The organism is Bacillus sp. M13(2017), from assembly GCF_002218325.1.
Classification (GTDB): domain Bacteria; phylum Bacillota; class Bacilli; order Bacillales; family Bacillaceae_G; genus Bacillus_A; species Bacillus_A thuringiensis_K.
This window is the reverse complement of the sequence record NZ_KZ268506.1, coordinates 102109-128024: the sequence shown is the minus strand read 5'-3', so window position 1 is coordinate 128024 and position 25916 is coordinate 102109. Positions and strand designations below refer to the sequence as shown.

The window sequence follows — 25916 nt, the reverse complement described above, 5'->3', positions numbered from 1 at the left end:
TTATTTAATCCCTACCTTTACTCGCGGCTGTACGAAAGGCATCATTTCACGTAATTTACGTCCAACTACTTCGATTTCATGTTCATTCTCTTTCTCATTTGTCGCATGGAAATTCGGTCTTCCTGCTTTATGCTCTGCAATCCAACCTCTTGCAAATGTACCATCTTGAATTTCTGCTAGCACTGTACCCATCGCTTTCTTCGTATCTTCAGTAACAACGCGTGGTCCTGATACGAAGTCTCCCCACTGCGCTGTATCTGAAACTGAATATCTCATATTTTCAAGTCCACCTTCGTACATAAGGTCAACGATTAGCTTCAGTTCATGTAAACATTCAAAATATGCAAGTTCAGGCTGATATCCCGCATCAACTAACGTTTCAAACCCTGCTTTTACAAGTGCAGTCACTCCGCCGCAAAGCACAGCTTGCTCTCCAAATAAATCTGTTTCTGTTTCTTCTTTAAACGTCGTTTCTAGTACACCAGCTCTCGTTGCTCCAATTCCGTCAGCATAAGAAAGTGCTTTTTCAGTCGCAACTCCTGTTGCATCTTGATATACTGCAAATAATGCAGGAACAGCCCCTCCCTCGGCGAACGTACGGCGTACGAGATGCCCCGGTCCTTTTGGCGCTACTAGAAATACATCTACATTAGCTGGTGGTTTTACTTGATCAAAGTGAACATTAAATCCATGTGCGAACACGAGAGAGTTTCCAGCCTGTAAATTTGGTGCAATTTCAGCTTCATATACTTCTGGTTGTAATTCATCAGGCAGTAGAATCATTACTACATCAGCTTTTTCCGCTGCTTCTGCTACTGTATATACAGAAAACCCATCTTCATTCGCTTTATCCCAAGACTTACCCTTTCTTAAACCTACTACTACATCAAATCCGTTATCACGTAAATTTTGCGCATGCGCATGACCTTGCGAGCCATATCCGATGATTGCTACTTTCTTTTCTTTTAATACATTTACTGTTACATCTTTCTCATAATAAACTTTTGCCATTTTCATTTCCTCCTATATTTAAATGATTATTGGATTAACATAACTTGCTTATCTTGTTTTTTCATACTACGCGTAAAGGCTGTTACACCTGTTCTTGCAATTTCTTTCAAACCGTATGGACGAAGTAATTCAATTAACGCTTCTACTTTTTCCTGCGTACCTGTTACTTGCACAACTATGGAATCCCTCCCAACATCTATTACAGCGGCTCGAAACGGTTCAATTAAACTGTATAATTCAGCTCTTGCTACTGAAGTCGCTACTTTAATAAGTGCAAGTTCTCTTGCAATCATCGCTTCTTCTGTAATATCTGATACTTTCAAAACATCAATTTGCTTATGAAGTTGTTTAATTAACTGCTCGACTTGCTGTTCACTTTCAACGTGTACAACAATCGTCATCCGCGATATGTCAGATGATTCCGTATGACCTACTGAAATACTTTCAATATTAAAATGTCTTCGTGTCATAACCCCTGTAATTCGGTTTAACACACCACTTTGATTTCGAACTGTCGCTGTAACAATTCTCTTCACCCTTTTTCCACTCCCTCCATTTGGTGAACACCTTTTCCTGGTGCAACCATCGGCATAACCTTCTCTGATTGAAGTACACGACAATCAATTACGACTGGCTCTTGTAATTCAATCGCATGCTGGATTTGCTTCTTTGCAAGAAGTGGATTGTCAATACGAACACCTTTTATGCCATATGCATTCGCAAGAGCGACGAAATCTGGTTGGCATGGCAATAAAGAGTGCGAATATCTTTGGTTGTAAAATTCATCTTGCCATTGTCTTACCATTCCTAAAGCTTCATTATTTAAAATAAATACTTTAACAGGTAAAGCGTGTTCTTTTAATACACTTAATTCTTGCAGAGTCATTTGAAACCCAGCATCACCAACAATTGCAATAACTAATTCTTCAGGCTTTGCAATTTGCGCACCGATTGCTGCTGGAAATCCGAACCCCATCGTTCCTAATCCGCCAGAAGTTACCCATTTATCTGGATTTTTCAGCGGATAATATTGTGCTGCCCACATTTGGTGTTGCCCAACGTCTGTTGTTACAATCGCTTCTCCCTTCGTAATTTCATATAGCATATCAATCGCATATTGAGGTTTAATACGTTGAGAATTTCGTTTATAAGAGAATGGATATTTTTCTTTTCTACTCTTTAATAAAAAGAGCCATTCATGATGATTTTCTTTCTTTCCTTCTGATTGAAGCAATACTTCTAACGCCTGCTTAGCACTTGCAACAATAGGAATCTCTGTTGGCACATTTTTCCCGATTTCTGCTGGATCAATATCGATATGTGCAACAGTCGCCCCTTTAGCAAAAAAAGCTAAATTTCCAGTAAGACGATCATCAAATCTCGCGCCTATATTAATGAGTAAGTCGCATTCATATAATGCCATATTGGCTGTATAAGAACCGTGCATTCCCCCCATCCCTAGAAATAGTTCATCATCTGGCGGAAAACCACCAAGTCCAAGTAATGTATGCACAACAGGGATTTCATATTTACGAGCAAAACTTGTCAATTCTTTCGACGCTTTCGCGTGCAATATACCCGCTCCAGCTAAAATTAACGGTTTTTTTGCGGTTTCAATTACTTGTAGTAATTTGTTTATTTGAAGTAGATTCGGTTCATAATTAGGGTTATATCCTGGTAAATCCATTTGTACATTGCTACATCGCTCACCTTTCTCGACTACCATATCTTTCGGAAGGTCAATAACGACTGGTCCTGGTCTTCCTGTTTTAGCAATATGAAATGCTTCTTTAATAATCCGAGGTAAATCTGAGGCCTTTCGCACTTGATAGTTATGTTTTGTCACTGGCATCGTAAGTCCCATAATATCTGCCTCTTGAAAAGCATCGCTCCCAATTAACGTTGTTGCTACTTGGCCTGTAAATACTACAAGTGGCAATGAATCAATCATCGCATCAGCTAGACCCGTAATTACATTTGTAGCACCTGGTCCACTCGTTGCAATTACAACCCCTGGATTCCCTGTAATTCTGGCATACCCTTCAGCAGCGTGAATCGCCCCTTGCTCATGCCTTGTTAAAATATGTGGAATTTCACAATCATACAATGCATCATAGAGAGGTAAAACGGCACCACCCGGATAACCGAAAATCACTTCTACGCCTTCCTTTTCTAGCGCTTCTAACAATAGCTGTGCACCAGTTGCCAGTTTCTCTTCCGTTTTTGAAGACATTGTTCTTATAAGCCCCCTTTTTCAAACTTTTATACAATAAAAAAACCCTACGTCCACACTCCAGCTATGTGCTGAAGGGACGAAAGATTTCGCGGTACCACCCTTCTTTGCAAGAATACTCTTGCCTCAGTGATCCATAAATGGATCTAGCTAATAACGGAGCTACCGTCTAAGCCTAGACAAATGCTTTAGCTTAGCACTCAAGGGCGATGTTCGTCGACGTGAACCATCGGTTTTCAGCAACCACCGACTCTCTGTGAGGCTTCACAATCAACTACTCCTCCCTATCAACGCTTTCTTATGTTAAAAAAGTTGTTATCCAACTTTGTTTTCTTCGTAAATTTTCTCTCCATCTTCTACAACTAACTTACGAAACTCTTCTAATAAACGGTTCGTATGTGGACCTGTTTGCCCTAAGCCAATCGTTCTACCATCTACTGTCGTAACAGCAATAACTTCAGCAGCTGTTCCTGTTAAAAACACCTCATCAGCTACATATACATCATGTCTTGTAAATAACTCTTCTCTTACGTCATATCCAAGTTTTTCACCAATTTCTAAAATGGCGTTTCGTGTAATACCTTCTAACGCTCCAGCAGAACTTGGTGGTGTAATTAATTTATTTCCTTTAACAATAAACACGTTATCTCCTGATCCTTCAGCTACATATCCCTGATCATTTAACATAAGTGCTTCTTGTACTCCAGCTAATTTCGCTTCAATACGAACTAAAATATTGTTTAAGTAATTTAAAGATTTTACTTGAGGGGATAAAACATCGGGACGATTTCGGCGCGTTGCAACTGTTACAACTGGAATCCCTTTCTCATAATATTCTTGTGGGAATAAAGATAATTGTTCTGCAATTACTACTACATTCGGCTTCTTACATGAATCGGGATCCAATCCAAGATTTCCTGCTCCTCTTGATACAACAAGTCGAATGTATCCATTAGATAATTTATTTTGTTGAATTGTCTCAACAACAATATTTGTTACTTCATCTAATGAATATGGAATTTCTAAAAGGATTGATTTTGCTGATTCATACAACCGGACAAGATGCTCTCTCAAACGGAAAACATTACCACTATAAACTCTAATTCCTTCAAATACTCCATCGCCATATAAATAGCCATGATCATATACTGAAACTTTTGCTTCATCTTTTGGAACAAATTCTCCATTTAAGAAAATCCATTGCTCATTCACTAGAAGCGCCTCCTATGTTCTATGAATTTTTTATTGTTTCCTAGTTTACTCTCCTTTCTAAATAAATCAAGTGAATTTTTAGAAAATTTATAATTTTTAATCGTACGTACTTCTTTAATTATATTGATTTAACAACATTGTTAACGTTTACAAAAAGTCAAAAATTTTTTTCGCCAATTTCCACTAAAAAAATATTTGTTTAAAAGAAGGATTTTCATCAATTGATACGAATCTATTGTATTCAATAAACGGACATCCGATTTTATAAATCCGGGAATATATAACGACTTTTGGTGAAAAAGGGGGAAAATAACAAAAATAGCGCTGTCTAAAAATAACATTCATATTTTTCATTTCGTAATCATAATCCTATTTTTAAAAAACAATTTGTCAAAATAAAGGAGGAAATAAATATGGCGTGTGTACAAATTAAAGGAACGAGACAAGAGGTAGTAGAAATGCTGCAATTATTTGATCTAATGGATACGAAAGGTTTTTGTAAATTCGATAATTACGTAGAGGTAGAACCAAATACGAAAGAACATAATCATTTTATTGCTTCAATTGACATCCATTCAAATACTTCTTCAGCACAAGATACATTAAACGACCAATTCGTTAGTCAAATGCTTACTGGCGTATATAACGACTAAACAAAGATTTACTTCCTACCGTCTTTTCATAAATATATGCAGTGAACTTGAGCATACTAGCAATTAGATGGTAGGAGGTGAGAATTATGGCTAGAATTGGCGTTGAAAACTCATTAACAGACGTTCAACAAGCTCTTCAGCAACAAGGTCATGAAGTTGTTACACTTAACTCAGAACAGGATGCACAAGGGTGCGATTGTTGTGTGGTAACTGGGCAAGATTCCAATATGATGGGCATTGCAGATGCATCAATTAAAGGATCAGTCATTACAGCTCACGGTTTAACAACGGATGAAATTTGTCAACAAGTTGAAAGTCGCACTTAAAAAATGAAAGAGGACTCCTTTTAAAAGGAGTCCTCTTTTTTATATTCACCTAACGGGAAAGTAACATATACTGGATGAAAGCCCTACCTCTCTCTCATCATTACGGTTCCACTGACCGCTCCTTGATTCACTAGTATACATATATAGCTTACAAATACAATTTATAGGGTTTGTTCACAAAAGTTGTTGATAAAATTACCCGATCTTTCGCAAACTTTTCGTATTGCATTCATAAGAAATATTTACTCTACACTAGCTGTAACCGAGACACGAATTAAAATTTTAACACCAATACAATAACTTGTCAACATTTTTCTGCAAATTAAAAACAGACAGTAACGGTTTGTCTGTTTTAGAATGGAGCTTTTTCTTTTATTACATATACAACAAAGCCGCTTACTAACATAAATAAGCCAACTACTAAGTTTTTAATATTAATCATAAAGTCCTCTCCCTTATTCCATACATCATATATATTTACATTTCAATTATTCCGATCATCCTAAAGCGCACTTTTTCTAATATATCATAATTCCTAAAAAATGCAAGTTCACTTTTGACGACCATTTACAAATTTATCTACAGTGCTTGGTACAGTATTTAAAGCCTTTTCAATTAAATGTGTACTACTGTTGAGATGTAATACTTGCACCCCATTAGAACCAACTACTAAAAAAGCCACTGGACTAATGGAAACCCCAGCCCCGCTTCCTCCTCCAAATGGATGCCCTTGCTTGTTCTCTTTATGCTGATTTTGCCCACCGTTATGTTTTTCAGTAATGAAATCCCCTTTAAAATCACTTCCACCAGCACCAAAACCAAAAGCCACTTGAGATACTGTTAATACTACATTTCCGTCAGCTGTTGAAACCGGACTCCCAACAATCGTATTTACATCTACCATCTCTTTTAAATTTGTCATTGCCGTTTTCATTAAATTTTCAATTGGATGTTCCATTATGTATTGCACCCTTTCCTCATTATTCCTTTTTATACTTTCCAAAATAGAGGAAGTCATACTAACTTTTCCTATTTCAAGAAAACATTTTCCTCCTTTTAAAAGATACTACTCCCTGTACATGCTCCGGTATAGTGAAACTTTAATCAGTGGGGGGGTGTTTATCCCCCACTGATTATTAGCCCTAACCAATCGGGCTTTTACGGGCAGCCCAATCCCCACCTAACTTTTTTTGCTTTCGCTGAATTTTGAGATGGGGTCTTACTACCCGTTAATGCGGGATAAAAAAGAAAAAGAGATACATACTACTATTGAACCTTGTTATGAAAGGAGTCATGACTTTGACTGAGAAATTTGATGATTATAAAAGAAGAGATAGAATAGATAGTGATTATAAGGAAGAGTACGCCGCTGAAGTTGCACCACAACGCATTGATTATAATTACGATGATAAAGACGATAAAGATGCTGTAAAATCTTCCGCTGCTGGATCAACTGCTGGTTTTATTGCTCTTGCGCTATCTATCTTATCACTATTTACATTCCCAACACTATTTGGTCTTGTTTCTGTTTTACTCGGTATTTACGCTTATAACCGCGGAGCTACTGTAACTGGGGGTATCGCTGCAGTTGTTGGTGGGATTGCTGCACTTATTGCAATTTTATTCCGAGTAGCACTAATTGGTTTACTGTTCTCTCTGTTCTAAAAAAGAAAAAGGTATCTCGCTTAACGTGGGATACCTTATCCTGTAAACACATCTTCCGATGGATATTTTATTTTTTGTTTTGCTGGTCGCGCTAAAGAGAACACAAGTGTTAATGGTCCAATCAATCCGCAAAACATAACAAACATAATAATACATTTTCCGAATGCCGATAGCTTTGCAGTAATTCCCATCGTTAATCCGACTGTGCCAAACGCTGATATCGTCTCAAATAATAATTGAATAAAGCTGAAGTTTTCTGTCAGCATTAATATAAATACCGCTGCAAAAATAAGTATTTGACTGGCAACAGCAATGGCTAATGCTCTCGTTACTGTTGACATTTTTATCGTACGCTGAAATAATACGATTTCCTCTTTTTTTCTAAAGAAAGAAAGGACAGATGTAATTAAGATAACAAACGTCGTTAATTTAATTCCTCCACCTGTCGATACACTTCCTGCACCAATAAACATCAAAATCATCGTAAATAATATAGATGATTCTTCCATTCCCCCGTAGTCAACTGTATTAAATCCAGCAGTACGAGGAGTTATACCTTGGAAGAAAGAAGCCCATAACTTTTCATTTAAAGGTAAATTCCCTAACGTCTTCACATTATTATATTCCAATACAAAAATAACAATCATCGCTATAACATTTAGCACTACTGTTCCAATAATCATGATTTTCGAATGAAGCGATAATTTTCGAAAACTACGGCTATACCACATATCAATTAATACGGTAAAACCGAGTCCCCCTATTACAATTAAAGAGCAAATCCCAATATTAATAATGGGATCCCCTACATATCTTGTTAAATTATCTGGCCATAAAGCAAAGCCTGCATTATTATAAGATGCAATTACATGAAAAATACTATAGTATAAACCTTTTCCAAAACCAAACTCTGGAATAAAGCGAAACGATAAAAAGATGACCCCAATAAGTTCAATACAAATCGAAAATATAAAGACACGCTTTACTAATTTTACAAGACCACCTATATTTGTTTGATTAAATGCTTCTCCAATTAACAAACGATGACGTAATCCGATTTTTTTACCTAGTACCCAAACAATTAAAATGGCAATTGTCATAAGACCTAGACCACCTGTTTGAATTAAAAACATAATAACAATTTCGCCAAACATCGTAAATGTACTTGCTGTATCCACTACTCCTAAACCAGTTACGGTCGCTGCTGACGTTGCTGTAAAGAAAGCATCTACCCAACTAATATGTACTTTCGTTGCGAATGGTAATTTTAATAACAAACCGCCAACCACAATTAAGCAGAAAAAACCTAATGCTAATATTTGTGGTGGGTTTAATCGTATAAGACGATTATAAAGTCCTTGTTTTTTTGTTATGTCCATATCACTAACTCCCTTATTAAAGTGAAGCTTTCCCCTCATAAATAAAAAGCTTTTTAAAAGCCCTTAAATAACTGGGACAAACCTTATATTCTCATAATATAGTTGAGCATAATCCTTTTTTTTATAGATTACAACTTTTATTTATATTCAGATTCCTTTTTCGTTTTATGCTGGAAAACTATATCCTAGCTCAATATTGCTAGCAATAACAATTTCATATGTACTATTTTTCAAATCCCCATATCTTTCACTCTATGTTCACGCAGAGATCACATCCACCTTTTATAGTATATGTATCGAAGCTGTTCCTCCCTAATTTATAAGACATTCCCCAGTGTCTTTGAATAGCTTCCATCCCTAATTAAATTAACATAAATTGTCCCCTTCCTTGACCATCTTATATGTGATGGTCTTATTTTTTGTTTGCTCTATCTTTTATTCCGCTATTTGTGGGCAATAAACGCCCGATTGGTTAAGGCTAATAATTAACAGGGGATGAACAAAAAACACTCATTAAATTTTCATTTTATTTAAAACTCCCTCTCTCTTTCACCCTATGTTCACACAGAGGTCACATCTACCTTTTATAGTATATGTATCGAAGTTGTTCCTCCCTAATTTATAAGACATTCCCCAGTGTCTTTGAACAGCTTCCATCCCTAATTAAATTGACATAAATTGTCCCCTTCCTTGACCATCTTATAAATGATGGTCTTATTTTTTTGTCTTTCTATCTTTTATTTAAAACTCCCTCTCTCTTTCACCCTATGTTCACACAGAGGTCACATCTACCTTTTATAGTATATGTATCGAAGTTGTTCCTCCCTAATTTATAAGACATTCCCCAGTGTCTTTGAACAGCTTCCATCCCTAATTAAATTGACATAAATTGTCCCCTTCCTTGACCATCTTATAAATGATGGTCTTATTTTTTGTCTTTCTATCTTTTATTTAAAACTCCCTCTCTCTTTCACCCTATGTTCACATGAGAGTCACACCTATCTTTTATAGTATATGTATCGAAGTTGTTCCTCCCTAATTTATAAGACATTCCCCAGTGTCTTAAAGCAACTTCCATCCCTAATTAAATTGACATAAATTGTCCCCTTCCCTTGACCATCCTATGTGATGGTCTATTTTATTTTCCAAACACAAAATAAGTCTATCTACACTTAAACAAAAAATTCAGAAAATATTGTAAAATTAAGTATTTTTTCGGTATAATTACTTTAGAAAGAAATTTCGTAAAAACAAAAGGGGGATTTTATTGAAACAAACAAAAGCAATCTTAATCGCATTATTTCTAGGTCTAGTTGTTGGACTCACTCTAAATTTAGCTGCTCCATCCATCTTTGAGCCACTAAATCAATATGTGTTCAACCCAATTGGTCAATTGTTTATTCGACTTATTAAAATGCTAGTTGTTCCCGTTGTGTTCATTTCTATCGTACTTGGTGCTGCCGGTCTTGGAGATCCGAAACAACTTGGAAGAATCGGTTTAAAATCAATTTCATTCTTCCTCGTAACAACTGCGGTTGCCATCTCTATAGCGGTTACATTTGCACTTATTATAAAACCAGGAGCTGGCGGTAATTTTAAAACAGAAGGTCTTAAGTATGAAGGTGCAAAAACTGAAACATCTTTCGTCGACACATTGCTAAATATCGTACCAGATAACCCAGCAAAAGCGATGGCTGACGGAAACATGTTACAAATCATTGCCTTTGCCGTATTGATTGGACTCGGTATAGCTATTTTAGGAAAACGAGTTCAAGGTATCCATTCATTACTTGAACAGGGCAACGAATTAATGATGTATCTTGTTAATATCGTTATGAAATTAGCCCCAATTGGAACATTCGGTTTGCTCGCTTCATCCGTTGGTAAAATGGGTCTTACAGGCGTCGCTGCGATGTTCAAGTATATGATTGTCGTTATGTTAGTACTCATTATTCACGGGGTCTTTGTATATGGCGGCTTATTAAAGGTATTAGCAAAAGAAAGTATTGTTCGTTTCTTTAAACATTTCGGACCAGTAATGGCAATTGGATTTAGTACATCTAGCTCTAATGCATCGCTTCCATTTGCAATGAAAACAGCACAAGATAAACTTGGCGTTCCAAAAGCGATAAGCTCATTTGTACAACCACTAGGGGCAACTATTAATATGGATGGTACTGCCATTATGCAAGGGGTAGCCACTGTATTTATCGCTCAAGTATACGGTGTTGAACTTACATTACCCCAATTAGCTATGGTTGTATTAACTGCTGTACTAGCTAGTATCGGTACTGCTGGTGTACCTGGTGTTGGACTTGTAATGCTTACAATGGTTTTAAATCAAGTAAATCTGCCAGTAGAAGGCATCGCTTTAATTATCGGTATTGACCGTATTCTAGATATGTCTAGAACAGCTGTAAACATTTCTGGCGATGCAATTTGCGCAATGATTGTCGCAAAATCAGAAGAAAAATATAATACGGATCAATCGGCAGCATCTTAAATCAAAAAAGGAGTGAATTATTTCACTCCTTTTTTGATTTACTCCCTTTTTTAGAACGATATTCTTTTCCTTTATTATCATTACCAGTTTCAAATTCAGTGCTAAATTCCTGATTAAATTGGCCGGACTTTGGTGACCCTTGATTACCGCTCCCTTTACTACCGTTACGATTCGTCATACTTCTCCCTCCTTCCTTGTATTAGTAGTATGGCGCTCTATCTTTTTTCATACACATTTTATTTATTAACATCTATTACACACGAAAGAAGATCTCCCATATATAAGGAAGATCTTCTATTTCATCACGTAAACGTTTTCTTGTTTATAATCACTTAAATAAGTTTTTGGGAAATTGAAATCATTACATTCATTTCATCTTCTGAAAGTGCAGAGAATCTTTCTTGTAAATATTGTTTTTTCGCATCTTCCATTTTCGAAACTAAATCTTTCCCTTGTTCTGTAATCTCTAAATACACAACTCGGCGATCTGATGTAGAACGTGAACGAGTTACAAAACCTTTATTAATTAATTTTTCTGTAACAGCTGTAATATGACTATTCGACACATTTAATTCATTTGCTACACGCGATACCATTTCTTTATTCGTACGATTTAATATTCTCAGAACGATGAATTCATTCCACGGTATGTAACCACCGAATATTTTTCCAATATCATTACGCAACGTGCGAAACATAGCAAACACATTTGTCGATAGTTCTTCCATTAATTGCTCTCGATTTTGAGACAACTTTGACAGCTCCTTTTATTTCATTTAGTTAAATAAAAACCTTATTAATAATTTTACATGAAATCTTACTTTTTGTCACCTTATTTTCCCATAATTCGTAGTTTTTTAATATGTATTTCATGATAAAACGAAGTCACCTTTCAGAAAAAGGGGGTATTTTAATGCATGAGAAGGAGAGGTTCTCAAATCTCAGCCTAAAAGATAAAACAATTATCATTAGTATTATTGCTCTTTTTCTCATTATAGTTTTTGCATTTATATTTTTTGTATATGTAGGAATCTTTCAAATTACAGGTATAGCGTATAGTTCACGTACTACTTTACTTCTCTTTTTTTATTAATCACTTTCTTAGATAGTATTACATTATTTATTTTCAGTTTCTTCAAAGCGCTGCTATATCCATTGACTCAAAACATGCCAAATTTGATTTCTATCACTCTTTTCTCATTCATTGAAATTACACTAGATTGGTTCGTCATTCATACTGCTGATGATTGGATAGAAAGCGTACAAATGTCTAACTTAACTGAATTATGTGTCGTACTATTCTTTTTTCTATTAAATAAATTATTAAGTGACAAGAAAGAGTAAGAATACAAGCTTTTCTATATAAAAATTGGTACAATGAAAGCAAATCTTACTAAAGAGGTGTTAATTATGAACTTACAACAATGGGCTGATAAAGGTATGTCCTTTGATACATATGTGAATGAAATGAAAGTAAACCAATACGAACTACTACACATTTACAATAACTTTTTAATTCCAAATGAATTACTTCCTGTATTAGAAGAACGTCAAAATGATGGCTGGCGTGTTATCGTATTAACTGCTGATTGGTGTGGCGATGCTCTTTTATGCGTACCTGTTATGAAACGCATTTCTGAAGTTGCAAATATTGATATGAGTTTATTAATTCGCGATGAAAACTTAGAATTAATGGATCAATATTTAACAAATGGAACAGCACGTGCGATTCCAATCTTTATTTTCATTGATAAAGACGGAAATGAACAAGCTGTTTGGGGACCACGCGCTCCAAAAGTACAAGAATTAGTAACTTCAATGCGCGCTACATTACCTGAAAAAGAAGATCCAACATTCGAAGAAAAACAAAAAGAAATGTATGCTAATTTCCGTGCTACATTAGCTGATGATACTTCTCTTTGGGAACATGTAATGGAAAACATGATGGAAAAAGTAGTAAAATAAAAACCTGCCGAGCTCGGCAGGTTTTTTATTTTACAAAATTATAATCCTTTTTTCTGAGAATATGCGGCATCTACGCACTCTGCTAGACGCTCTATCTCCCCCATATAGACTCCACGAGTCATCCACCCAGTCAACTTATACATAATCTTATATAAAAAATTATTCGGTTCAAATTCTATAATTAAAGTAAGTGATGTGCCTTCTTCATCCTCTTCTAACATATAAGTTGCGACTGTATAGCCTTGCTTCATTTCACATCCAATTGATACGATATAAGGTGCTTCACACTCTAAAATTTCTGCCTCAAACTCATATATTTTCTTACCCATCTTTTGCACAGATATATATTTATCCCCTTCACGAGGATTGTTTATATCTACATTTGGAGGATACCTGTTTTCTACCATAAAGGTACTCCATTCCAATATCTTCTCATCATTATTTACATAATCAAAAACGACATCAATTGGTGCTGGAATTACTATTTCTATTGCAAAACTCACTAAACTGCTCCTCTCAAATACCCTATAAATTTTATTTATCCCGCTATTTGCCGGGCAGTAAGACCCCCACCTCAAAATTCAGCGTAAGCAAAGAAGTTAGGTGGGGGGCGGGCTGCCCGTAAAAGCCCGATTGGTTTAACTAATAAAATCATTATGTCATATTTTACATAGTGAAATACAAGTAAATGAGAGCGAAAATTTTATTTTCTCCTCCTATAAAAGAAATCCCCTATAGAATAGACTTTTTTCAAGTGTCTATTCTATAGGGGATTACCGATAATTTATTCTTACATAATGAAGAAATAGAATACCGCAGCTAAAATGAAACGATAATAAGCGAACGGTGTTAGTTTTACACGAGATAATAATTTCAAGAATGAAACAATTGCAAGCATCGCAACAACGAATGCAGTTACAAATCCTGTTACAAATAGCGTTATATCTGCTGAGCTTAATACATCCCAGCTTTTAATTAAATCTAAGCCACTTGCAGCTACCATCATCGGTACCGCTAAAATGAACGTATATTCAGCTGCCGCTGTATGCGACACGCGAGCTAATAAACCACCACTTATTGTAGAACCAGAACGAGAAAATCCTGGCCAAAGAGCTAAACATTGGAACATTCCAATTGTAAATGCCTGTTTATATGTGATTTCATCTAACGTTCTTGCTGTACTTGGTTTCGAAAACTTCTCAGCAACAATCATTAAAATACCACCGGCTACTAAGCTAATAACAACTGGTCCTGGACCAAATAAAACCTCTTTAATAGTGCTATGGAATAATACGCCAAGTACCCCGGCAGGAATCATCCCGATAATAATATGTAATAAATTTAACGATGGTCCGTCTGTTACTTTACCTATTCCAACTAACGACCATAGACGCTTCCAAAATATAACAACAACTGCTAAAATCGATCCCAATTGGATAACAACTTCAAAAACTTTCGCTCTCTCATCGTTAAATCCAATTAAATGTCCTGTTAAAATCATATGTCCTGTTGATGATACTGGTAGAAACTCTGTTAACCCTTCAACAGCACCCATGATTAAACCAATTAACCAATCAGCCACAAGTAGTGCCTCCTTAATAACAAATAATATGTAATTTTTTCACACCTTATCATAATACCTTATCCCTTTTCAAAGTGCATCCTTTTTTTATTGGCTTCATATGTTGTAGGCGCGTATTTCTTTTCTAATCTTTGATTAAATTGTATGATAGTAAGAGTTTGTTTTTTTATACGGAAAGGGGATTTTATGAAAGAAACTACTTCATTCTCACAAAAGTTAAAGCAATTTGTATTACTATTTTTTCCGATTTTCGTAACGCAAATGTCATTATTTGCGATGAGTTTTTTTGATACAACAATGTCAGGACATGCAAGTCCAACTGATTTAGCAGGTGTTGCAATTGGAACAAGTATATGGATTCCAGTTAGTACGGGGTTAACAGGAATTTTAATGGCTACTACTCCCATTGTTGCACAGCTCGTTGGATCCAAGAAAAAAGAGGACGTTCCCCACGTTGTCATACAAGCAGTTTATTTAGCAATTTGTGCTAGCTTCGTTGTTATCCTCATCGGTTTCTTCGTCGTTTCACCTATTTTAAATGGCATGCGCTTAGAAGAACCTGTGGAACGTATTGCAGCGCAATTTTTAAGTATTATCGCAATAGGAATTATACCTTTATTCACTTACACTGTTTTACGTGGATTTATTGATGCATTAGGAAAAACTCGAACAACGATGATTATTACATTACTATCATTACCAATTAACGTAATATTGAATTACCTATTAATTTTTGGTAACTTCGGTTTCCCAAAGCTTGGTGGTGTCGGAGCAGCAATTGCTTCCACTGCAACATATTGGTGCATTTTAATTATTACAGTCATTATTATTCAGACGAAAGAGCCTTTTGCCTCTTTCAACATTTTCAAACAATTATACCGACCTTCTCTTTCGAGTTGGACAGCATTCTTAAAACTTGGCGTCCCTATCGGATTTGCTATCTTTTTTGAAACAAGTATTTTCGCTGCGGTAACGCTCATGATGAGTAATTTTAGTACGACAACTATCGCAGCTCACCAAGCAGCTATGAACTTTGCTTCCTTGTTATATATGACTCCGCTAAGTTTAGCAATGGCAATGACTATTGCGGTTGGATTCGAAGTTGGAGCAAAACGTTACAATAATGCAAAACAATACGGACTGATTGGAATTGGATTAGCCCTTGCCTTTGCTTTATTATATTCGATTCTTCTCTACTTTTTTGATGATCAAATTGCTTCTATTTATACGACAGATGCAAAAGTTCATCATTTAGCAAAAGAATTTCTTATCTTTGCAATTTTATTTCAAATTTCAGATGCAATTGCAACCCCTGTACAAGGAGCTTTGCGTGGTTATAAAGATGTAAATGTTGCTCTAATTATGACTTTAATTGCTTATTGGATAATTGGTCTACCACTAGGTTACATATTAGCAACGTATACAGAATGGGCCGCGAAAGGCTATTGGATCGGTCTTATTATCGGTCTAGCATTTGGCGCTGCCTTCCTACTTATCCGTCTTTTTCAAGTACAACGAAAATATATAACACAAAACAGCCGCTAATAATAAAGCGGCTGTTTTCTTTATGCATATTTTTTCTTGTAACGTATACGATAATGAGAAAGAAAGGTGGATACATATGGACGAAAAAGAAAAAAAGCAATCATTCGATGAAGAATTTGCCCCTGAAATTTCACCTGGATATCGGCAAGATGTACATAAGCCACCTAAATATAAAAACACTTCGTTTTTAATGGGCATTACCATTTTCGCTGCTGTATTACTCATACTTATCATTTTCGTTTATTTTTGATGAAAGGTGGCTTATTATATGAAGAAACAAGATTCCAATCGTTCAAAAAGAACTGTTAAAGCACAAAAAGAATATGCAGGAGATTCTGTTCATACCCTTAAACAAGTCGAGCAAGGAAATTTATATATTGCTCAAAAAGAACTTGGTCAACAAAATGAAAATCTTTAAAGGCCCTTGATTCCTTGAGGGCTTTTTTATTCCGCATTAAGTAGTACATCTCCAAATGTTCTATTCAGCAATGAATTTCCTTTATTGTATGCGCTGCTTTTGTTCTAGCACCATAAATATATTATTAACCTTTACAATTTTCACTTCATAATTCAATTTCATTTCGCTTCTCTTACCATTTTCAGTACCCACAACATACGCTACAGCTTGATAGAGAAAACTCTCATCTGTCTCTTCACGTATCTCCTCGTTTGTAAATTTATACTCTAAATCTTGAAAACGATTTGGATCATAATTTCCCATTAATTGTTCATACCCTCTATTTAAAAATATTTCTTCACCTTTTCGTTTTACATCTTCTTTATTAGTAAACTCAAATACTGATAGTTGCTCGGTCACAAAATACTCTCCTACCTTTTGCATTTCATTATGAGTTAAATTTTCTATACTTTTGTTCTTTAACTCCTTATTTAATTCGTACTGATCAATCGGTTTAAAGGTAGCAAAAACCTCCTCTTTATATGACCAAAACAATACAAAAGCGATACATAGAGAAATGATTAACAGTCTTTTTTTCGTAATACTCCCGCCCTTCTTCATAATGATAGCTATATTTTAACATATAGAAAGAAGATTCTGATATCATAAAGTAGAATAACTTAACTCAGAAACGAGGAACAATTATGGACTCTTACAAACATTATATAAAAGAAGCTTTGCCTAATCTTTCTATACATTCATATAAACAAAATGAAGAAGGATGGGATAATGTAGCAGTTATAGTAAATGATGAGCTACTGTTTCGTTTCCCGCGAAAACAGGAATATGCAATGCGAATTCCACTAGAAAAAGAACTATGCACAATTCTCACTCAATCACTACAAGAAATCGAAGTTCCACAATATCAGCTAATTTATAAAAATGAATCTGATGAGGTTCCTCTTTGTAGTTACTATACTCTCATTCATGGTGAACCATTAAAAACAGAAACCGTTGCCAAACTGGAGGATACGGAGCTTCAAGCAATTATTACACAATTAGCTACTTTCCTTGCGGTACTACATAGTATTCCTTCACACCAAGTTACAACGCTATGTTTCTCTATTGAAAAAACATGTACCTACTGGAAAGAGCTACAAACAAAATTAAACCAATATCTCACTACTAACCTTACTTCATTACAGAAACTAGCCTTAAATCGCTTATTTGAAAATTTCTTTGCATGTTTAGATACGTCCACTTTTCAAAACACAATCATTCACGCTGATTTTACACATCATCACATTTTATTTAACAAGCAGAACAAAAGCATTTCAGGTGTTATCGATTTTGGTGATGCGCAAATTGGCGATCCTGCTTTTGATTTCGCAGGACTATATTATGATTTCGGACATGAGTTTACTACATCTGTATATGAACAGTACAGTACACTTATTTCTCATCATGACCCATTACTCATTCATCGCATTACTATCTTTTATCAATACAGTCCTTTACTACATAATATTATTTATAACTTTGAGTCAGAGAATGAACTCGAATTCATTACAGGTACAGAACAGCTAAAAACGATATTACAGGGATGAGATTACATTCTCTCCCTATATACTCTCTCCTCATACATCATTAACTTTTTATCCATTTCAACAATAACTTTATACAATTGAAATGCCTGTAAAATTTGCAGTTGAATTTCAAAAGGAGCATTTTGTTCTTTTAACCATTGAAATACTTTTGTTTCATCTTTCATTGATTATTCCTCCCTTTATCCCGCTATTTGTGGGTAGCCCGATTAGTGAGGACTGATAATCAGTGGGTGATGGACACCCCCCCACTGATTAAAGTTTCACTTTATTAAAGTCTGCTACAAATATACCGTAAATGATGAAAAGCTTTTCATGTCAATAACAAAAAAGGATGCAAAGTTGCATCCTTTAATGAACTATATTTTTCTTCTGTTTCGCTTCTTTCTTTACTTCTTCGCCTTGACATTCACTACGAAACGCACAACTTATACACTCAGAACGAAAATGACGCTCTGTATAATGCTCCGGTTGTTGCAACATTTCTTTCATTCTAGATAAATCAGCCATTCCAGATATAATATCTTCCTGTTTCGGAATGTACTCATACTTAGTTCCTTCTATTAAATTAATAACTTCAATTTTTCCTGGAAGAACGCCGAAAGCTTTATAACTGAATACTGTCATTAGCTTCTGACAAAGAGCAAGCATTTCCTCATCTGCATCGACAACATACTTTTTAATTACAAACGACTCAGCACTCCACTCACCAACTTCAAATGTCAATGACATGTGGACACCTAACTCTTCCATATATGTTTGAAACTTCTCGTATAAAAACAATGGTGGCGTCTGACTATCATCCTTTTCAACAAACTGTAATAAGTGATCCGTTAGCTTCGCTAATACAATATAGTAATCCGTCTTCGAAGCAAACATAGTAATCCTTACTTTTTTCCAATACTTTTCTATTAATATTAAAAGTACAATTTTCGTTTGTTGACCCGCAGGTAGCGTGTAATACTCGTTAATAATTTGATTGACAATCATTTGTGCTATTTGTTGCCATTCAAATGAAGAAGGTTCTCTTCTTTTTATATGACGAAAATAAAATTTATGCGGACAACGCATAAAATCATACAAATGATAATCTGTCATCGTTTTGATTGAGATTTTCTCATGCACTTGCTCTTCATCTCCCTTCTGCCATTAAGAAAGGTGTTTTACAAATTCAGCTCCAAACTGTAAACATTTTTCTACATCTTCATCTTCTGGCGTTAATTCTACTTTTAGTCCTTCTAACACAACTGCTGCCCCGCGCTCTTGTAGCTTTTCTATTAAAATGTCAACTGCCACTCCGTATTTCGGATAAGCCGAATCACACGATCCGAATACTGCTGCTTTTCTCCCAGTTAAATCAATAGAATCCATTGCATCATAAAAATCTAAGAAATCATCAGGAAGATCACCATCTCCCCAAGTGTATGCACCTAAAATAATTCCATCATACTGTTCTAATATAGAAGCTTCTGGTGAATCCATAATATCAATAACTTCAATTTCATTTTCTGTTTCACGAATTACGCCGGCAATATGGTCAGCCATTTCCTCTGTATTTCCACTCATACTTGCAAAAATCATTACTAACTTACTCAACTGAACCTCTCCCTTTACTTTGTATCTCTTTTTCTGTTTGAATGCTCTTCTTCTCATCTACATATTCAGACCGAATTACATTTCTTTGCCATTCCATATGCTGATCAACATCTTTATTTTTATCTTTTAATCCCCTCCGCAGAAGGTGAAAATTTTTTCTCATTAACATGTCGCATCCATCCCATTGATAATAATTATCAATTTCAACTACATTTAGATTAATTGACATTGATTATCAATGTCAACAACTATTTTTAAAAAAATGATTAAAATGTACAAGCTTGTCCGTTAGCTATTCATATACTATGAATGAGCATAGTTCTTTCTCAGCCCTCTCTGACGGAAAGAAATAAAAGCAACTGCAATAGAGTGCAGTTGCCTTTTTTTGTTTTTCTATGATTTTAGTAATCTTATAGTCGTCTCTAAAAATAGCTCCACTCCACAAATTAATGCTGATTCATCCACGTCAAATTTCGGATGATGATGTGGATAACAAGTATATATATTTTCATTACCTGTTCCTAATTTAATGAAACAACCGGGTGCTTTTCTTAAATATGCTGAAAAATCTTCCCCACCCATAGAAGGTTCAAGCTTCACAACACGCTCATTCCCAAACAAATGTAGTGCACTTTCTTCTACTATTTTCGTAATATATTCATCATTAATAACCGGATCATATCCATATCGATACGTATATGTATACGATCCTCCATGTGCTTCTGTAATTCCTTTCACAATTTTCTCGATTTTCCCTTCTGCTTCCCCCCTCAATGCTTGATTAAATGAACGAACGGTTCCCATTAAAGTTGCTGTACTAGGAATAATATTGTCAGCCGTTCCCCCATGAAATTGTGTAACTGAAATAACCCTTTGCATAAAAGCACTCGTATTTCTTGATACGATATGTTGTAAATTTGTAATAATCTGTGCTCCGATAGCAATAGGGTCTATCGTTTCTTCTGGCCGCGCCGCATGTCCTCCTTTGCCTTGAATTTCAACTGTAAATACGTCTGGTGCCGCCATCATCGGCCCATACGCAATTCCTATCTTTCCGCTTTCTAATCCAGACATAACATGTAAACCTATTACATAATCAACACCGTCCATTACACCTGCCTCAACCATTTCTTGTCCCCCACCGGGATACACCTCTTCTGCGTGCTGAAAGAATAGACGAATCTCACCTGCAAAATCTTCCTTTATATTTGATAGCACCTCTGCTGTGCTTAATAAAATAGCTGCGTGAGCATCGTGCCCACATGCATGCATCATTCCTTTATTCACAGATGTATAAGATTTACTTGTCTCCTCTTGAATTGGCAAAGCATCTATATCAGCTCGAATCGCAATTACTTTCCCTTGCTTCACACCTCTTTTAATTGCTAGTACACTATACTTCGTCGGTCTCGTTACTTCAAAAGAAGAAAATGAGCATAATGTATCATATATAAATTGCGAAGTTTCTTTTTCATGAAATGATAATTCCGGATACTTATGGAAGTGCCTTCTCCATTTCACGATATTTTCTTCCGAAATTAGATTCTTCCACACTCTATTCATGATAATTTCCTCCTTTTCAAAATAACTAGAAATTTAAAAGTTTACTCCATCTTGAATGATTAATAAAAACAAATACTGTATTTTTACGTATTCTTATAGTCCACTTTTATGTATTCACACAATCTCCTTTCTATTTACATGTCAAACCCATTACAAATTCATGCTGAATGTAATATAATTGCTAAGTTAGGGATTTTCTTTTTTAGTATTTAGTGCTAATATCAAAAAAGAGCCTTTTGACTTATTTTTACCTAAAATGTGGGATTTTGTTTTTTTCACAATAATGTAGGACATGATACCTACAAAGAGCTATTATTTCATTAAGAGAGGGAAAGACATGGAAAGATTAAAAGAGATATGGTCTCGACCACTCACACAATGGGTTGCAAAGACGGTTTATTATCTTGCAATTTTATTTGCATTACTTTGGTTGTATGGATTCCATGATACAAACACAAGTACATTTATTTACAATGAATTCTAGGGTGGGAACGTTATGAAGTTATTAGAACAAATTGAAAAGTGGGCTGCAGAAACGCCTGATCAAACCGCTTTTGTTTGGCGAGATGCGAAAATTACGTACAAACAATTAAAGGAAGATTCTGATGCGTTAGCACATTGGATTTCTTCTGAGTATCCAGACGATCGTTCACCAATTATGGTGTATGGCCATATGCAACCTGAAATGATTATTAACTTTTTAGGATGTGTAAAAGCTGGACATGCTTACATCCCTGTAGATTTATCTATCCCAGCTGATCGTGTACAACGTATTGCTGAAAATTCTGGTGCGAAATTACTTTTATCGGCAACAGCAGTAACTGTAACTGATTTACCAGTTCGCATCGTAAGTGAAGACAACTTAAAAGATATTTTCTTTACTCATAAAGGGAACACTCCAAATCCTGAACATGCGGTAAAAGGTGATGAGAACTTCTACATTATTTACACATCAGGAAGCACAGGTAATCCGAAAGGGGTTCAGATTACTTATAACTGCCTTGTTAGCTTTACAAAATGGGCTGTAGAAGATTTCAACTTACAAACAGGGCAAGTATTCTTAAATCAAGCACCTTTCTCATTCGATTTATCTGTAATGGATATTTACCCATCATTAGTAACAGGTGGTACACTTTGGGCAATCGATAAAGATATGATTGCGCGTCCAAAAGACTTGTTTGCTTCTTTAGAGCAATCGGATATTCAAGTATGGACTTCCACACCTTCTTTCGCTGAAATGTGTTTAATGGAAGCATCTTTTTCTGAGAGTATGCTACCGAACATGAAAACATTCTTATTCTGCGGTGAAGTGTTACCAAATGAAGTGGCTAGAAAATTAATTGAGCGTTTCCCAAAAGCAACAATTATGAATACTTACGGTCCAACAGAAGCTACTGTCGCTGTAACAGGTATTCACGTTACAGAAGAAGTGCTTGATCAATACAAATCACTTCCAGTTGGCTACTGTAAATCAGACTGCCGCCTTCTTATTATGAAAGAAGATGGAACGATTGCACCTGATGGTGAAAAAGGTGAAATCGTAATTGTCGGTCCAAGCGTAAGCGTTGGATATTTAGGAAGCCCTGAATTAACAGAAAAAGCATTTACTATGATTGACGGTGAGCGCGCCTATAAAACAGGCGATGCTGGCTATGTTGAAAATGGTCTTCTATTCTATAATGGTCGTCTTGATTTCCAAATTAAGCTGCATGGTTATCGAATGGAATTAGAAGAAATTGAGCATCACCTTCGTGCGTGTTCTTACGTAGAAGGTGCAGTTATCGTTCCAATTAAAAAAGGTGAAAAATACGATTATTTATTAGCGGTTGTTGTTCCTGGAGAACATTCATTTGAAAAAGAATTCAAATTAACATCTGCAATCAAAAAAGAACTCAATGAGCGATTACCAAACTACATGATTCCACGTAAATTCATGTATCAATCTTCTATTCCAATGACACCAAATGGAAAGGTAGATCGCAAAAAATTATTGAGTGAGGTTACAGCATGACCGCATATGGATCATTTTATTTTTTCGCTATAGTGGGCATTTTATTAATACCTACTATCATAGCTGGATTAAAAGGTAAAATGTTGCGTAAATATAATGCAGTATTAACATTAGTCATGATTGCTATTATCTTCTCAGATAAACCGAAGCAAGCGATTATGTTAGCCGCATTTATTATTTGGCAATATGCCCTAATTAAAGGCTATTTACTTTTAAGAAAACAAAATAATAGTACATTCACATTTTGCATAGCTGTTATTTTATCGATTTTGCCTCTTATTTTGGCAAAAATCGCACCGTTTGCATCGTTTTTACCTGAGTTAAAACTTGTTGTTTTTCTAGGTATATCTTACGTAACATTCAGAGCAGTTCAGATGGTATTTGAAGTTCGTGATGGTTTAATTAAAGAGCTTTCTTTCTTTAACTTCTGGGAATTCGTTTTATTCTTCCCTGCGATTTCAACAGGACCTATCGATCGTTACCGAAGATTCCAAAAAGATATTCAAAAGCCACCTAGCGCTGAAGAATATCAAAATTTACTATATACAGGACTAAATCGTATTTTCCAAGGTTTCTTGTATAAATTTATTATTGCTTACTTAATAAAGCAATATTGTATGGACCCAGCATTCGCTCAACACGATACAATATTTTCAAATATGATTTACATGTATAGCTATAGCTTATATCTATTCTTTGATTTTGCTGGTTATAGCTCTTTTGTAATTGGTGTAAGTTATATGATGGGAATTAAAACGCCAGAAAACTTCAATAAGCCATTCCTTAGTCGTAATATTAAAGACTTCTGGAACCGCTGGCACATGAGTTTATCATTCTGGTTCCGTGATTTTATTTACATGCGTTTCGTCTTTTTTGCAACGAAGAAAAAGTTAATTAAGAACCGTTACACAATTTCGTATATCGGTGCATTTTTAAACTTCTTCATTATGGGAATTTGGCATATCCAAGGAAGCGCTGTTGCGCAGTATATTATTTATGGTCTATACCATGCCGCACTGTTTATTTTATTCGATATTTTCGAACGAAAAAACAAAAAGCATAAGTTTTGGCCAAACAATAAATTTACACGCATCCTTGCGATTGTAATTACGTTCCACGTTGTATGTTTCGGTTTCCTAATCTTCTCTGGACACCTTAACAGATACTTTTAATGCACCCTTCTTATTCCATTAAGAAGTTGCACATATAATAATTTCGGATATAAAGGAGATTTTAAAAATGGCAGAATTCAAAGAGCAAGTCTTAGATATTTTAGAAGAAGTATGTGAAAACGATATTGTGAAAGAAAACTTAGATGTTCAATTATTTGAAGAAGGTATCCTTGATTCTTTCGCTGTAGTATCTTTATTAGTTGAATTCCAAGAGCGTTTAGATATTGAAGTTTCTATTTCTGATTTTGACCGTGACGAGTGGGCTACACCAAACATGGTTATTAAAAAGTTGGAAGAAATCCGATGAACAAAGCAAAATTTGGTCCGATGCTTTTAGCATTGGCCCTTTTTGCTGTATTCTTACTTATTCCAACGCGCTTCCTACTTCCACTTTTAAGTGATGAAAAAGTAGAACAAGCTGCTACTTCTTTAAAAGAAGAAAAAATTCAAAGTATGATTTTACAGCAAAAGATGTTAGCAGATCCAAAATATCTTCCGATGTACGGTTCATCGGAATTCGCACGTATGGATGCTTTCCATCCATCTAATTATTTTAAAGTAAAGCCTGAAGGATTTACGCCATTCCTTCTTGGACGCGGCGGAACACAAGACCTTGTACATGTGTTAAACTTCGCATCTACAATGGATCAATTGAAAGATAAGAAAATGGTATTCGTTCTTTCTCCGCAATGGTTTGTACCACAAGGTATTGACGAAACGCACTTTGCACCTAACTTTTCAAAACAACAAGGTTACCACTTCATTTTCAACAATGATTTAAAACCTGAAATGAAAAAACAAATTGCAAAGCGTTTATTAAACTTTGAGATTGTAAAAAAAGAAACTTTATTAAAAATTTCGCTTGAAGGTATCGCTTATGATGATACGAAGTATAAAGTAAAAGCACTTGCTGCTAAACCTTTCGCTTATATTTACCGTAACATTTTAGATCGTAAAGATTTATTTACAGCTATGTTTAATATTAAACCGCACAAAGAGAAGCTTGACCCTTCATTAAAACAAATGAACTGGGAAGAGGCTCGTAAACATGCAGATCAAACAGGTGCAGCAGAATCTGGATCTAATGAATATGGTATCGAAGATGGTTACTTCAATAGCAAAATTAAGAAAAAATTAAAACAACGTGAAGGTTACTTAAAAAATGATGCTTATGACCAATCGCCAGAATATGAAGATTTACAAATTGTACTTGATTTATTAAAACAATCTGGTGCAAAACCACTCTTCATTTCTGTTCCTGTCAAAGGTCCTTGGTACGACTACGCTGGCTTCCCAAAAGAACGCCGCGAAGCATACTATAAGAAAGTTCATGAGCAAATTGAAAAAGCTGGGTATCCAATTGCCGACTTCTCAAATCATGAATACGATAAATACTTCTTAAAAGATCATATGCACTTAGGTTGGAAAGGCTGGGTTTACATCGACGAAGCCATCCAACAGTTTTATAAAGCAAACTAATGAAAAGACCGCTTGAATTA

31 protein-coding genes, 1 pseudogene and 1 other annotated feature are annotated in these 25916 nt (G+C 35.3%); of the genes and pseudogenes, 15 read left to right on the top strand and 17 right to left on the bottom strand.

Annotated elements, in window-relative coordinates; translation table 11 throughout:
* The 4 genes from ilvC to ilvE form a co-directional block, all read right to left on the bottom strand.
* Positions 1–1011, bottom strand: a complete 1011-nt coding sequence (ilvC, locus tag CGQ22_RS17395; RefSeq protein ID WP_001151743.1) for a ketol-acid reductoisomerase — start codon at positions 1009–1011, stop codon at positions 1–3.
* Positions 1012–1037: 26 nt separating this feature from the next.
* Entirely contained in the window at positions 1038–1547 is a 510-nt protein-coding gene (gene ilvN / locus CGQ22_RS17390) for an acetolactate synthase small subunit (RefSeq protein ID WP_089149033.1), read from the bottom strand.
* Complete coding sequence (ilvB, locus tag CGQ22_RS17385; protein ID WP_000095836.1) at positions 1544–3244, bottom strand: acetolactate synthase large subunit; 1701 nt, start codon at positions 3242–3244, stop codon at positions 1544–1546. Before ilvB ends, ilvN begins: the two co-directional genes overlap by 4 nt.
* A gap of 72 nt (positions 3245–3316) precedes the next feature.
* Positions 3317–3544 (bottom strand) — a binding site (T-box leader).
* Between the two features lie 15 nt (positions 3545–3559).
* Positions 3560–4456 (bottom strand): branched-chain-amino-acid transaminase, encoded by an 897-nt coding sequence (gene ilvE, locus CGQ22_RS17380; protein ID WP_001005480.1) that lies wholly within the window; start codon positions 4454–4456, stop codon positions 3560–3562.
* 413 nt (positions 4457–4869) lie between these two features.
* On the opposite strand from ilvE, the gene CGQ22_RS17370 reads away from it, so the two are divergent.
* Both CGQ22_RS17370 and CGQ22_RS17365 read left to right on the top strand, forming a co-directional pair.
* Positions 4870–5109 (top strand): DUF3911 family protein, encoded by a 240-nt coding sequence (locus tag CGQ22_RS17370; protein WP_000752512.1) that lies wholly within the window; start codon positions 4870–4872, stop codon positions 5107–5109.
* A gap of 86 nt (positions 5110–5195) precedes the next feature.
* Positions 5196–5435 (top strand): YkuS family protein, encoded by a 240-nt coding sequence (locus CGQ22_RS17365; RefSeq protein ID WP_000101018.1) that lies wholly within the window; start codon positions 5196–5198, stop codon positions 5433–5435.
* Between the two features lie 352 nt (positions 5436–5787).
* On the opposite strand, the gene CGQ22_RS17355 is transcribed toward CGQ22_RS17365, so the two are convergent.
* Positions 5788–5877, bottom strand: a complete 90-nt coding sequence (locus tag CGQ22_RS17355) for a hypothetical protein (RefSeq protein WP_000608227.1) — start codon at positions 5875–5877, stop codon at positions 5788–5790.
* Positions 5878–5985: 108 nt separating this feature from the next.
* Complete coding sequence (gene ytfJ / locus CGQ22_RS17350; RefSeq protein WP_000204241.1) at positions 5986–6453, bottom strand: GerW family sporulation protein; 468 nt, start codon at positions 6451–6453, stop codon at positions 5986–5988.
* A gap of 281 nt (positions 6454–6734) precedes the next feature.
* Between ytfJ and CGQ22_RS17345 the strand changes: the two genes are divergently transcribed.
* Positions 6735–7100, top strand: a complete 366-nt coding sequence (locus CGQ22_RS17345) for a hypothetical protein (protein WP_000136544.1) — start codon at positions 6735–6737, stop codon at positions 7098–7100.
* 35 nt (positions 7101–7135) lie between these two features.
* On the opposite strand, the gene CGQ22_RS17340 is transcribed toward CGQ22_RS17345, so the two are convergent.
* Positions 7136–8479, bottom strand: a complete 1344-nt coding sequence (locus CGQ22_RS17340; RefSeq protein WP_000355549.1) for a TrkH family potassium uptake protein — start codon at positions 8477–8479, stop codon at positions 7136–7138.
* A gap of 1267 nt (positions 8480–9746) precedes the next feature.
* Between CGQ22_RS17340 and CGQ22_RS17335 the strand changes: the two genes are divergently transcribed.
* Complete coding sequence (locus tag CGQ22_RS17335; RefSeq protein WP_000814805.1) at positions 9747–10982, top strand: dicarboxylate/amino acid:cation symporter; 1236 nt, start codon at positions 9747–9749, stop codon at positions 10980–10982.
* A gap of 22 nt (positions 10983–11004) precedes the next feature.
* Here CGQ22_RS17335 and CGQ22_RS17330 read toward each other — a convergent pair whose 3' ends face one another.
* Positions 11005–11160, bottom strand: a complete 156-nt coding sequence (locus CGQ22_RS17330) for a hypothetical protein (protein WP_000184928.1) — start codon at positions 11158–11160, stop codon at positions 11005–11007.
* A gap of 154 nt (positions 11161–11314) precedes the next feature.
* Entirely contained in the window at positions 11315–11734 is a 420-nt protein-coding gene (locus CGQ22_RS17325; RefSeq protein WP_000081444.1) for a MarR family winged helix-turn-helix transcriptional regulator, read from the bottom strand.
* Positions 11735–11895: 161 nt separating this feature from the next.
* Here CGQ22_RS17325 and CGQ22_RS17320 point away from each other — a divergent pair.
* A pseudogene (locus tag CGQ22_RS17320) lies at positions 11896–12326 on the top strand (YrvL family regulatory protein).
* A 33-nt stretch (positions 12327–12359) separates the two neighbouring features.
* Positions 12360–12947: a thioredoxin family protein gene (locus tag CGQ22_RS17315; protein WP_003300531.1), complete on the top strand. Its 588-nt coding sequence runs from the start codon at positions 12360–12362 to the stop codon at positions 12945–12947.
* Positions 12948–12985: 38 nt separating this feature from the next.
* Here CGQ22_RS17315 and CGQ22_RS17310 read toward each other — a convergent pair whose 3' ends face one another.
* A complete protein-coding gene (locus CGQ22_RS17310; protein WP_000006434.1) occupies positions 12986–13450 on the bottom strand; it encodes an SRPBCC family protein in 465 nt (154 codons plus the stop codon).
* Between the two features lie 287 nt (positions 13451–13737).
* Positions 13738–14529, bottom strand: a complete 792-nt coding sequence (uppP, locus tag CGQ22_RS17305) for a bacitracin resistance undecaprenyl-diphosphatase (protein WP_000796266.1) — start codon at positions 14527–14529, stop codon at positions 13738–13740.
* Between the two features lie 186 nt (positions 14530–14715).
* On the opposite strand from uppP, the gene CGQ22_RS17300 reads away from it, so the two are divergent.
* The 3 genes from CGQ22_RS17300 (at position 14716) to CGQ22_RS32030 (ending at position 16492) form a co-directional block, all read left to right on the top strand.
* Positions 14716–16074, top strand: coding sequence for an MATE family efflux transporter (locus CGQ22_RS17300; RefSeq protein WP_000665552.1), 1359 nt, complete (start codon positions 14716–14718; stop codon positions 16072–16074).
* A gap of 76 nt (positions 16075–16150) precedes the next feature.
* Positions 16151–16324, top strand: a complete 174-nt coding sequence (locus CGQ22_RS17290; RefSeq protein WP_000343558.1) for a hypothetical protein — start codon at positions 16151–16153, stop codon at positions 16322–16324.
* Positions 16325–16342: 18 nt separating this feature from the next.
* Complete coding sequence (locus CGQ22_RS32030; RefSeq protein ID WP_000743735.1) at positions 16343–16492, top strand: hypothetical protein; 150 nt, start codon at positions 16343–16345, stop codon at positions 16490–16492.
* Between the two features lie 81 nt (positions 16493–16573).
* Here CGQ22_RS32030 and CGQ22_RS17280 read toward each other — a convergent pair whose 3' ends face one another.
* Positions 16574–17092 carry a biotin transporter BioY gene (locus CGQ22_RS17280; protein ID WP_089149032.1) on the bottom strand — a complete coding sequence of 173 codons (519 nt, stop codon included), beginning with the start codon at positions 17090–17092 and terminating at the stop codon, positions 16574–16576.
* An 83-nt stretch (positions 17093–17175) separates the two neighbouring features.
* Here CGQ22_RS17280 and CGQ22_RS17275 point away from each other — a divergent pair, with 83 nt between their 5' ends.
* Complete coding sequence (locus CGQ22_RS17275) at positions 17176–18078, top strand: aminoglycoside phosphotransferase family protein (RefSeq protein WP_000378987.1); 903 nt, start codon at positions 17176–17178, stop codon at positions 18076–18078.
* A 2-nt stretch (positions 18079–18080) separates the two neighbouring features.
* Here the strand turns inward: CGQ22_RS17275 and CGQ22_RS32025 are convergent, their stop codons facing one another.
* From CGQ22_RS32025 to amaA, 5 genes are all read right to left on the bottom strand, one after another.
* Positions 18081–18242 carry a hypothetical protein gene (locus tag CGQ22_RS32025; protein ID WP_000651086.1) on the bottom strand — a complete coding sequence of 54 codons (162 nt, stop codon included), beginning with the start codon at positions 18240–18242 and terminating at the stop codon, positions 18081–18083.
* Positions 18243–18426: 184 nt separating this feature from the next.
* Positions 18427–19200: a hypothetical protein gene (locus CGQ22_RS17265; RefSeq protein WP_000544583.1), complete on the bottom strand. Its 774-nt coding sequence runs from the start codon at positions 19198–19200 to the stop codon at positions 18427–18429.
* A 24-nt stretch (positions 19201–19224) separates the two neighbouring features.
* Entirely contained in the window at positions 19225–19671 is a 447-nt protein-coding gene (locus CGQ22_RS17260; RefSeq protein ID WP_089149031.1) for a flavodoxin, read from the bottom strand.
* Positions 19664–19840: a hypothetical protein gene (locus CGQ22_RS32020; RefSeq protein ID WP_000929023.1), complete on the bottom strand. Its 177-nt coding sequence runs from the start codon at positions 19838–19840 to the stop codon at positions 19664–19666. Before CGQ22_RS32020 ends, CGQ22_RS17260 begins: the two co-directional genes overlap by 8 nt.
* A 224-nt stretch (positions 19841–20064) precedes the next feature.
* Positions 20065–21234 carry an N-acyl-aliphatic-L-amino acid amidohydrolase gene (gene amaA / locus CGQ22_RS17250; protein WP_001082782.1) on the bottom strand — a complete coding sequence of 390 codons (1170 nt, stop codon included), beginning with the start codon at positions 21232–21234 and terminating at the stop codon, positions 20065–20067.
* 337 nt (positions 21235–21571) lie between these two features.
* On the opposite strand from amaA, the gene CGQ22_RS17245 reads away from it, so the two are divergent.
* The 5 genes from CGQ22_RS17245 (at position 21572) to dltD (ending at position 25896) form a co-directional block, all read left to right on the top strand.
* Positions 21572–21718, top strand: coding sequence for a teichoic acid D-Ala incorporation-associated protein DltX (locus CGQ22_RS17245; RefSeq protein WP_000440293.1), 147 nt, complete (start codon positions 21572–21574; stop codon positions 21716–21718).
* A 12-nt stretch (positions 21719–21730) separates the two neighbouring features.
* Positions 21731–23245 carry a D-alanine--poly(phosphoribitol) ligase subunit DltA gene (gene dltA, locus CGQ22_RS17240; protein ID WP_000770505.1) on the top strand — a complete coding sequence of 505 codons (1515 nt, stop codon included), beginning with the start codon at positions 21731–21733 and terminating at the stop codon, positions 23243–23245.
* Positions 23242–24417, top strand: a complete 1176-nt coding sequence (dltB, locus tag CGQ22_RS17235) for a D-alanyl-lipoteichoic acid biosynthesis protein DltB (RefSeq protein WP_000127930.1) — start codon at positions 23242–23244, stop codon at positions 24415–24417. The genes dltA and dltB overlap by 4 nt, the downstream gene beginning before the upstream one ends.
* Before the next feature lie 67 nt (positions 24418–24484).
* Positions 24485–24724, top strand: a complete 240-nt coding sequence (dltC, locus tag CGQ22_RS17230) for a D-alanine--poly(phosphoribitol) ligase subunit DltC (protein WP_000807310.1) — start codon at positions 24485–24487, stop codon at positions 24722–24724.
* Complete coding sequence (gene dltD, locus CGQ22_RS17225) at positions 24721–25896, top strand: D-alanyl-lipoteichoic acid biosynthesis protein DltD (RefSeq protein WP_001030268.1); 1176 nt, start codon at positions 24721–24723, stop codon at positions 25894–25896. The genes dltC and dltD overlap by 4 nt, the downstream gene beginning before the upstream one ends.
* The last annotated feature ends 20 nt before the right edge of the window (positions 25897–25916 follow it).

Coding starts and splice junctions, on each gene's coding strand:
- ilvC (WP_001151743.1), bottom strand. CDS start 1,011: ATGGCAAAAGTTTATTATGAGAAAGATGTAACAGTAAATGTATTAAAA.
- ilvB (WP_000095836.1), bottom strand. CDS start 3,244: ATGTCTTCAAAAACGGAAGAGAAACTGGCAACTGGTGCACAGCTATTG.
- CGQ22_RS17370 (WP_000752512.1), top strand. CDS start 4,870: ATGGCGTGTGTACAAATTAAAGGAACGAGACAAGAGGTAGTAGAAATG.
- CGQ22_RS17365 (WP_000101018.1), top strand. CDS start 5,196: ATGGCTAGAATTGGCGTTGAAAACTCATTAACAGACGTTCAACAAGCT.
- CGQ22_RS17355 (WP_000608227.1), bottom strand. CDS start 5,877: ATGATTAATATTAAAAACTTAGTAGTTGGCTTATTTATGTTAGTAAGC.
- ytfJ (WP_000204241.1), bottom strand. CDS start 6,453: ATGACTTCCTCTATTTTGGAAAGTATAAAAAGGAATAATGAGGAAAGG.
- CGQ22_RS17340 (WP_000355549.1), bottom strand. CDS start 8,479: ATGGACATAACAAAAAAACAAGGACTTTATAATCGTCTTATACGATTA.
- CGQ22_RS17330 (WP_000184928.1), bottom strand. CDS start 11,160: ATGACGAATCGTAACGGTAGTAAAGGGAGCGGTAATCAAGGGTCACCA.
- CGQ22_RS17315 (WP_003300531.1), top strand. CDS start 12,360: ATGAAAGCAAATCTTACTAAAGAGGTGTTAATTATGAACTTACAACAA.
- CGQ22_RS17300 (WP_000665552.1), top strand. CDS start 14,716: ATGAAAGAAACTACTTCATTCTCACAAAAGTTAAAGCAATTTGTATTA.
- CGQ22_RS17290 (WP_000343558.1), top strand. CDS start 16,151: ATGGACGAAAAAGAAAAAAAGCAATCATTCGATGAAGAATTTGCCCCT.
- CGQ22_RS32030 (WP_000743735.1), top strand. CDS start 16,343: ATGAAGAAACAAGATTCCAATCGTTCAAAAAGAACTGTTAAAGCACAA.
- CGQ22_RS17280 (WP_089149032.1), bottom strand. CDS start 17,092: ATGAAGAAGGGCGGGAGTATTACGAAAAAAAGACTGTTAATCATTTCT.
- CGQ22_RS17275 (WP_000378987.1), top strand. CDS start 17,176: ATGGACTCTTACAAACATTATATAAAAGAAGCTTTGCCTAATCTTTCT.
- CGQ22_RS32025 (WP_000651086.1), bottom strand. CDS start 18,242: ATGAAAGATGAAACAAAAGTATTTCAATGGTTAAAAGAACAAAATGCT.
- CGQ22_RS32020 (WP_000929023.1), bottom strand. CDS start 19,840: ATGTTAATGAGAAAAAATTTTCACCTTCTGCGGAGGGGATTAAAAGAT.
- amaA (WP_001082782.1), bottom strand. CDS start 21,234: ATGAATAGAGTGTGGAAGAATCTAATTTCGGAAGAAAATATCGTGAAA.
- CGQ22_RS17245 (WP_000440293.1), top strand. CDS start 21,572: ATGGAAAGATTAAAAGAGATATGGTCTCGACCACTCACACAATGGGTT.
- dltA (WP_000770505.1), top strand. CDS start 21,731: ATGAAGTTATTAGAACAAATTGAAAAGTGGGCTGCAGAAACGCCTGAT.
- dltB (WP_000127930.1), top strand. CDS start 23,242: ATGACCGCATATGGATCATTTTATTTTTTCGCTATAGTGGGCATTTTA.
- dltC (WP_000807310.1), top strand. CDS start 24,485: ATGGCAGAATTCAAAGAGCAAGTCTTAGATATTTTAGAAGAAGTATGT.
- dltD (WP_001030268.1), top strand. CDS start 24,721: ATGAACAAAGCAAAATTTGGTCCGATGCTTTTAGCATTGGCCCTTTTT.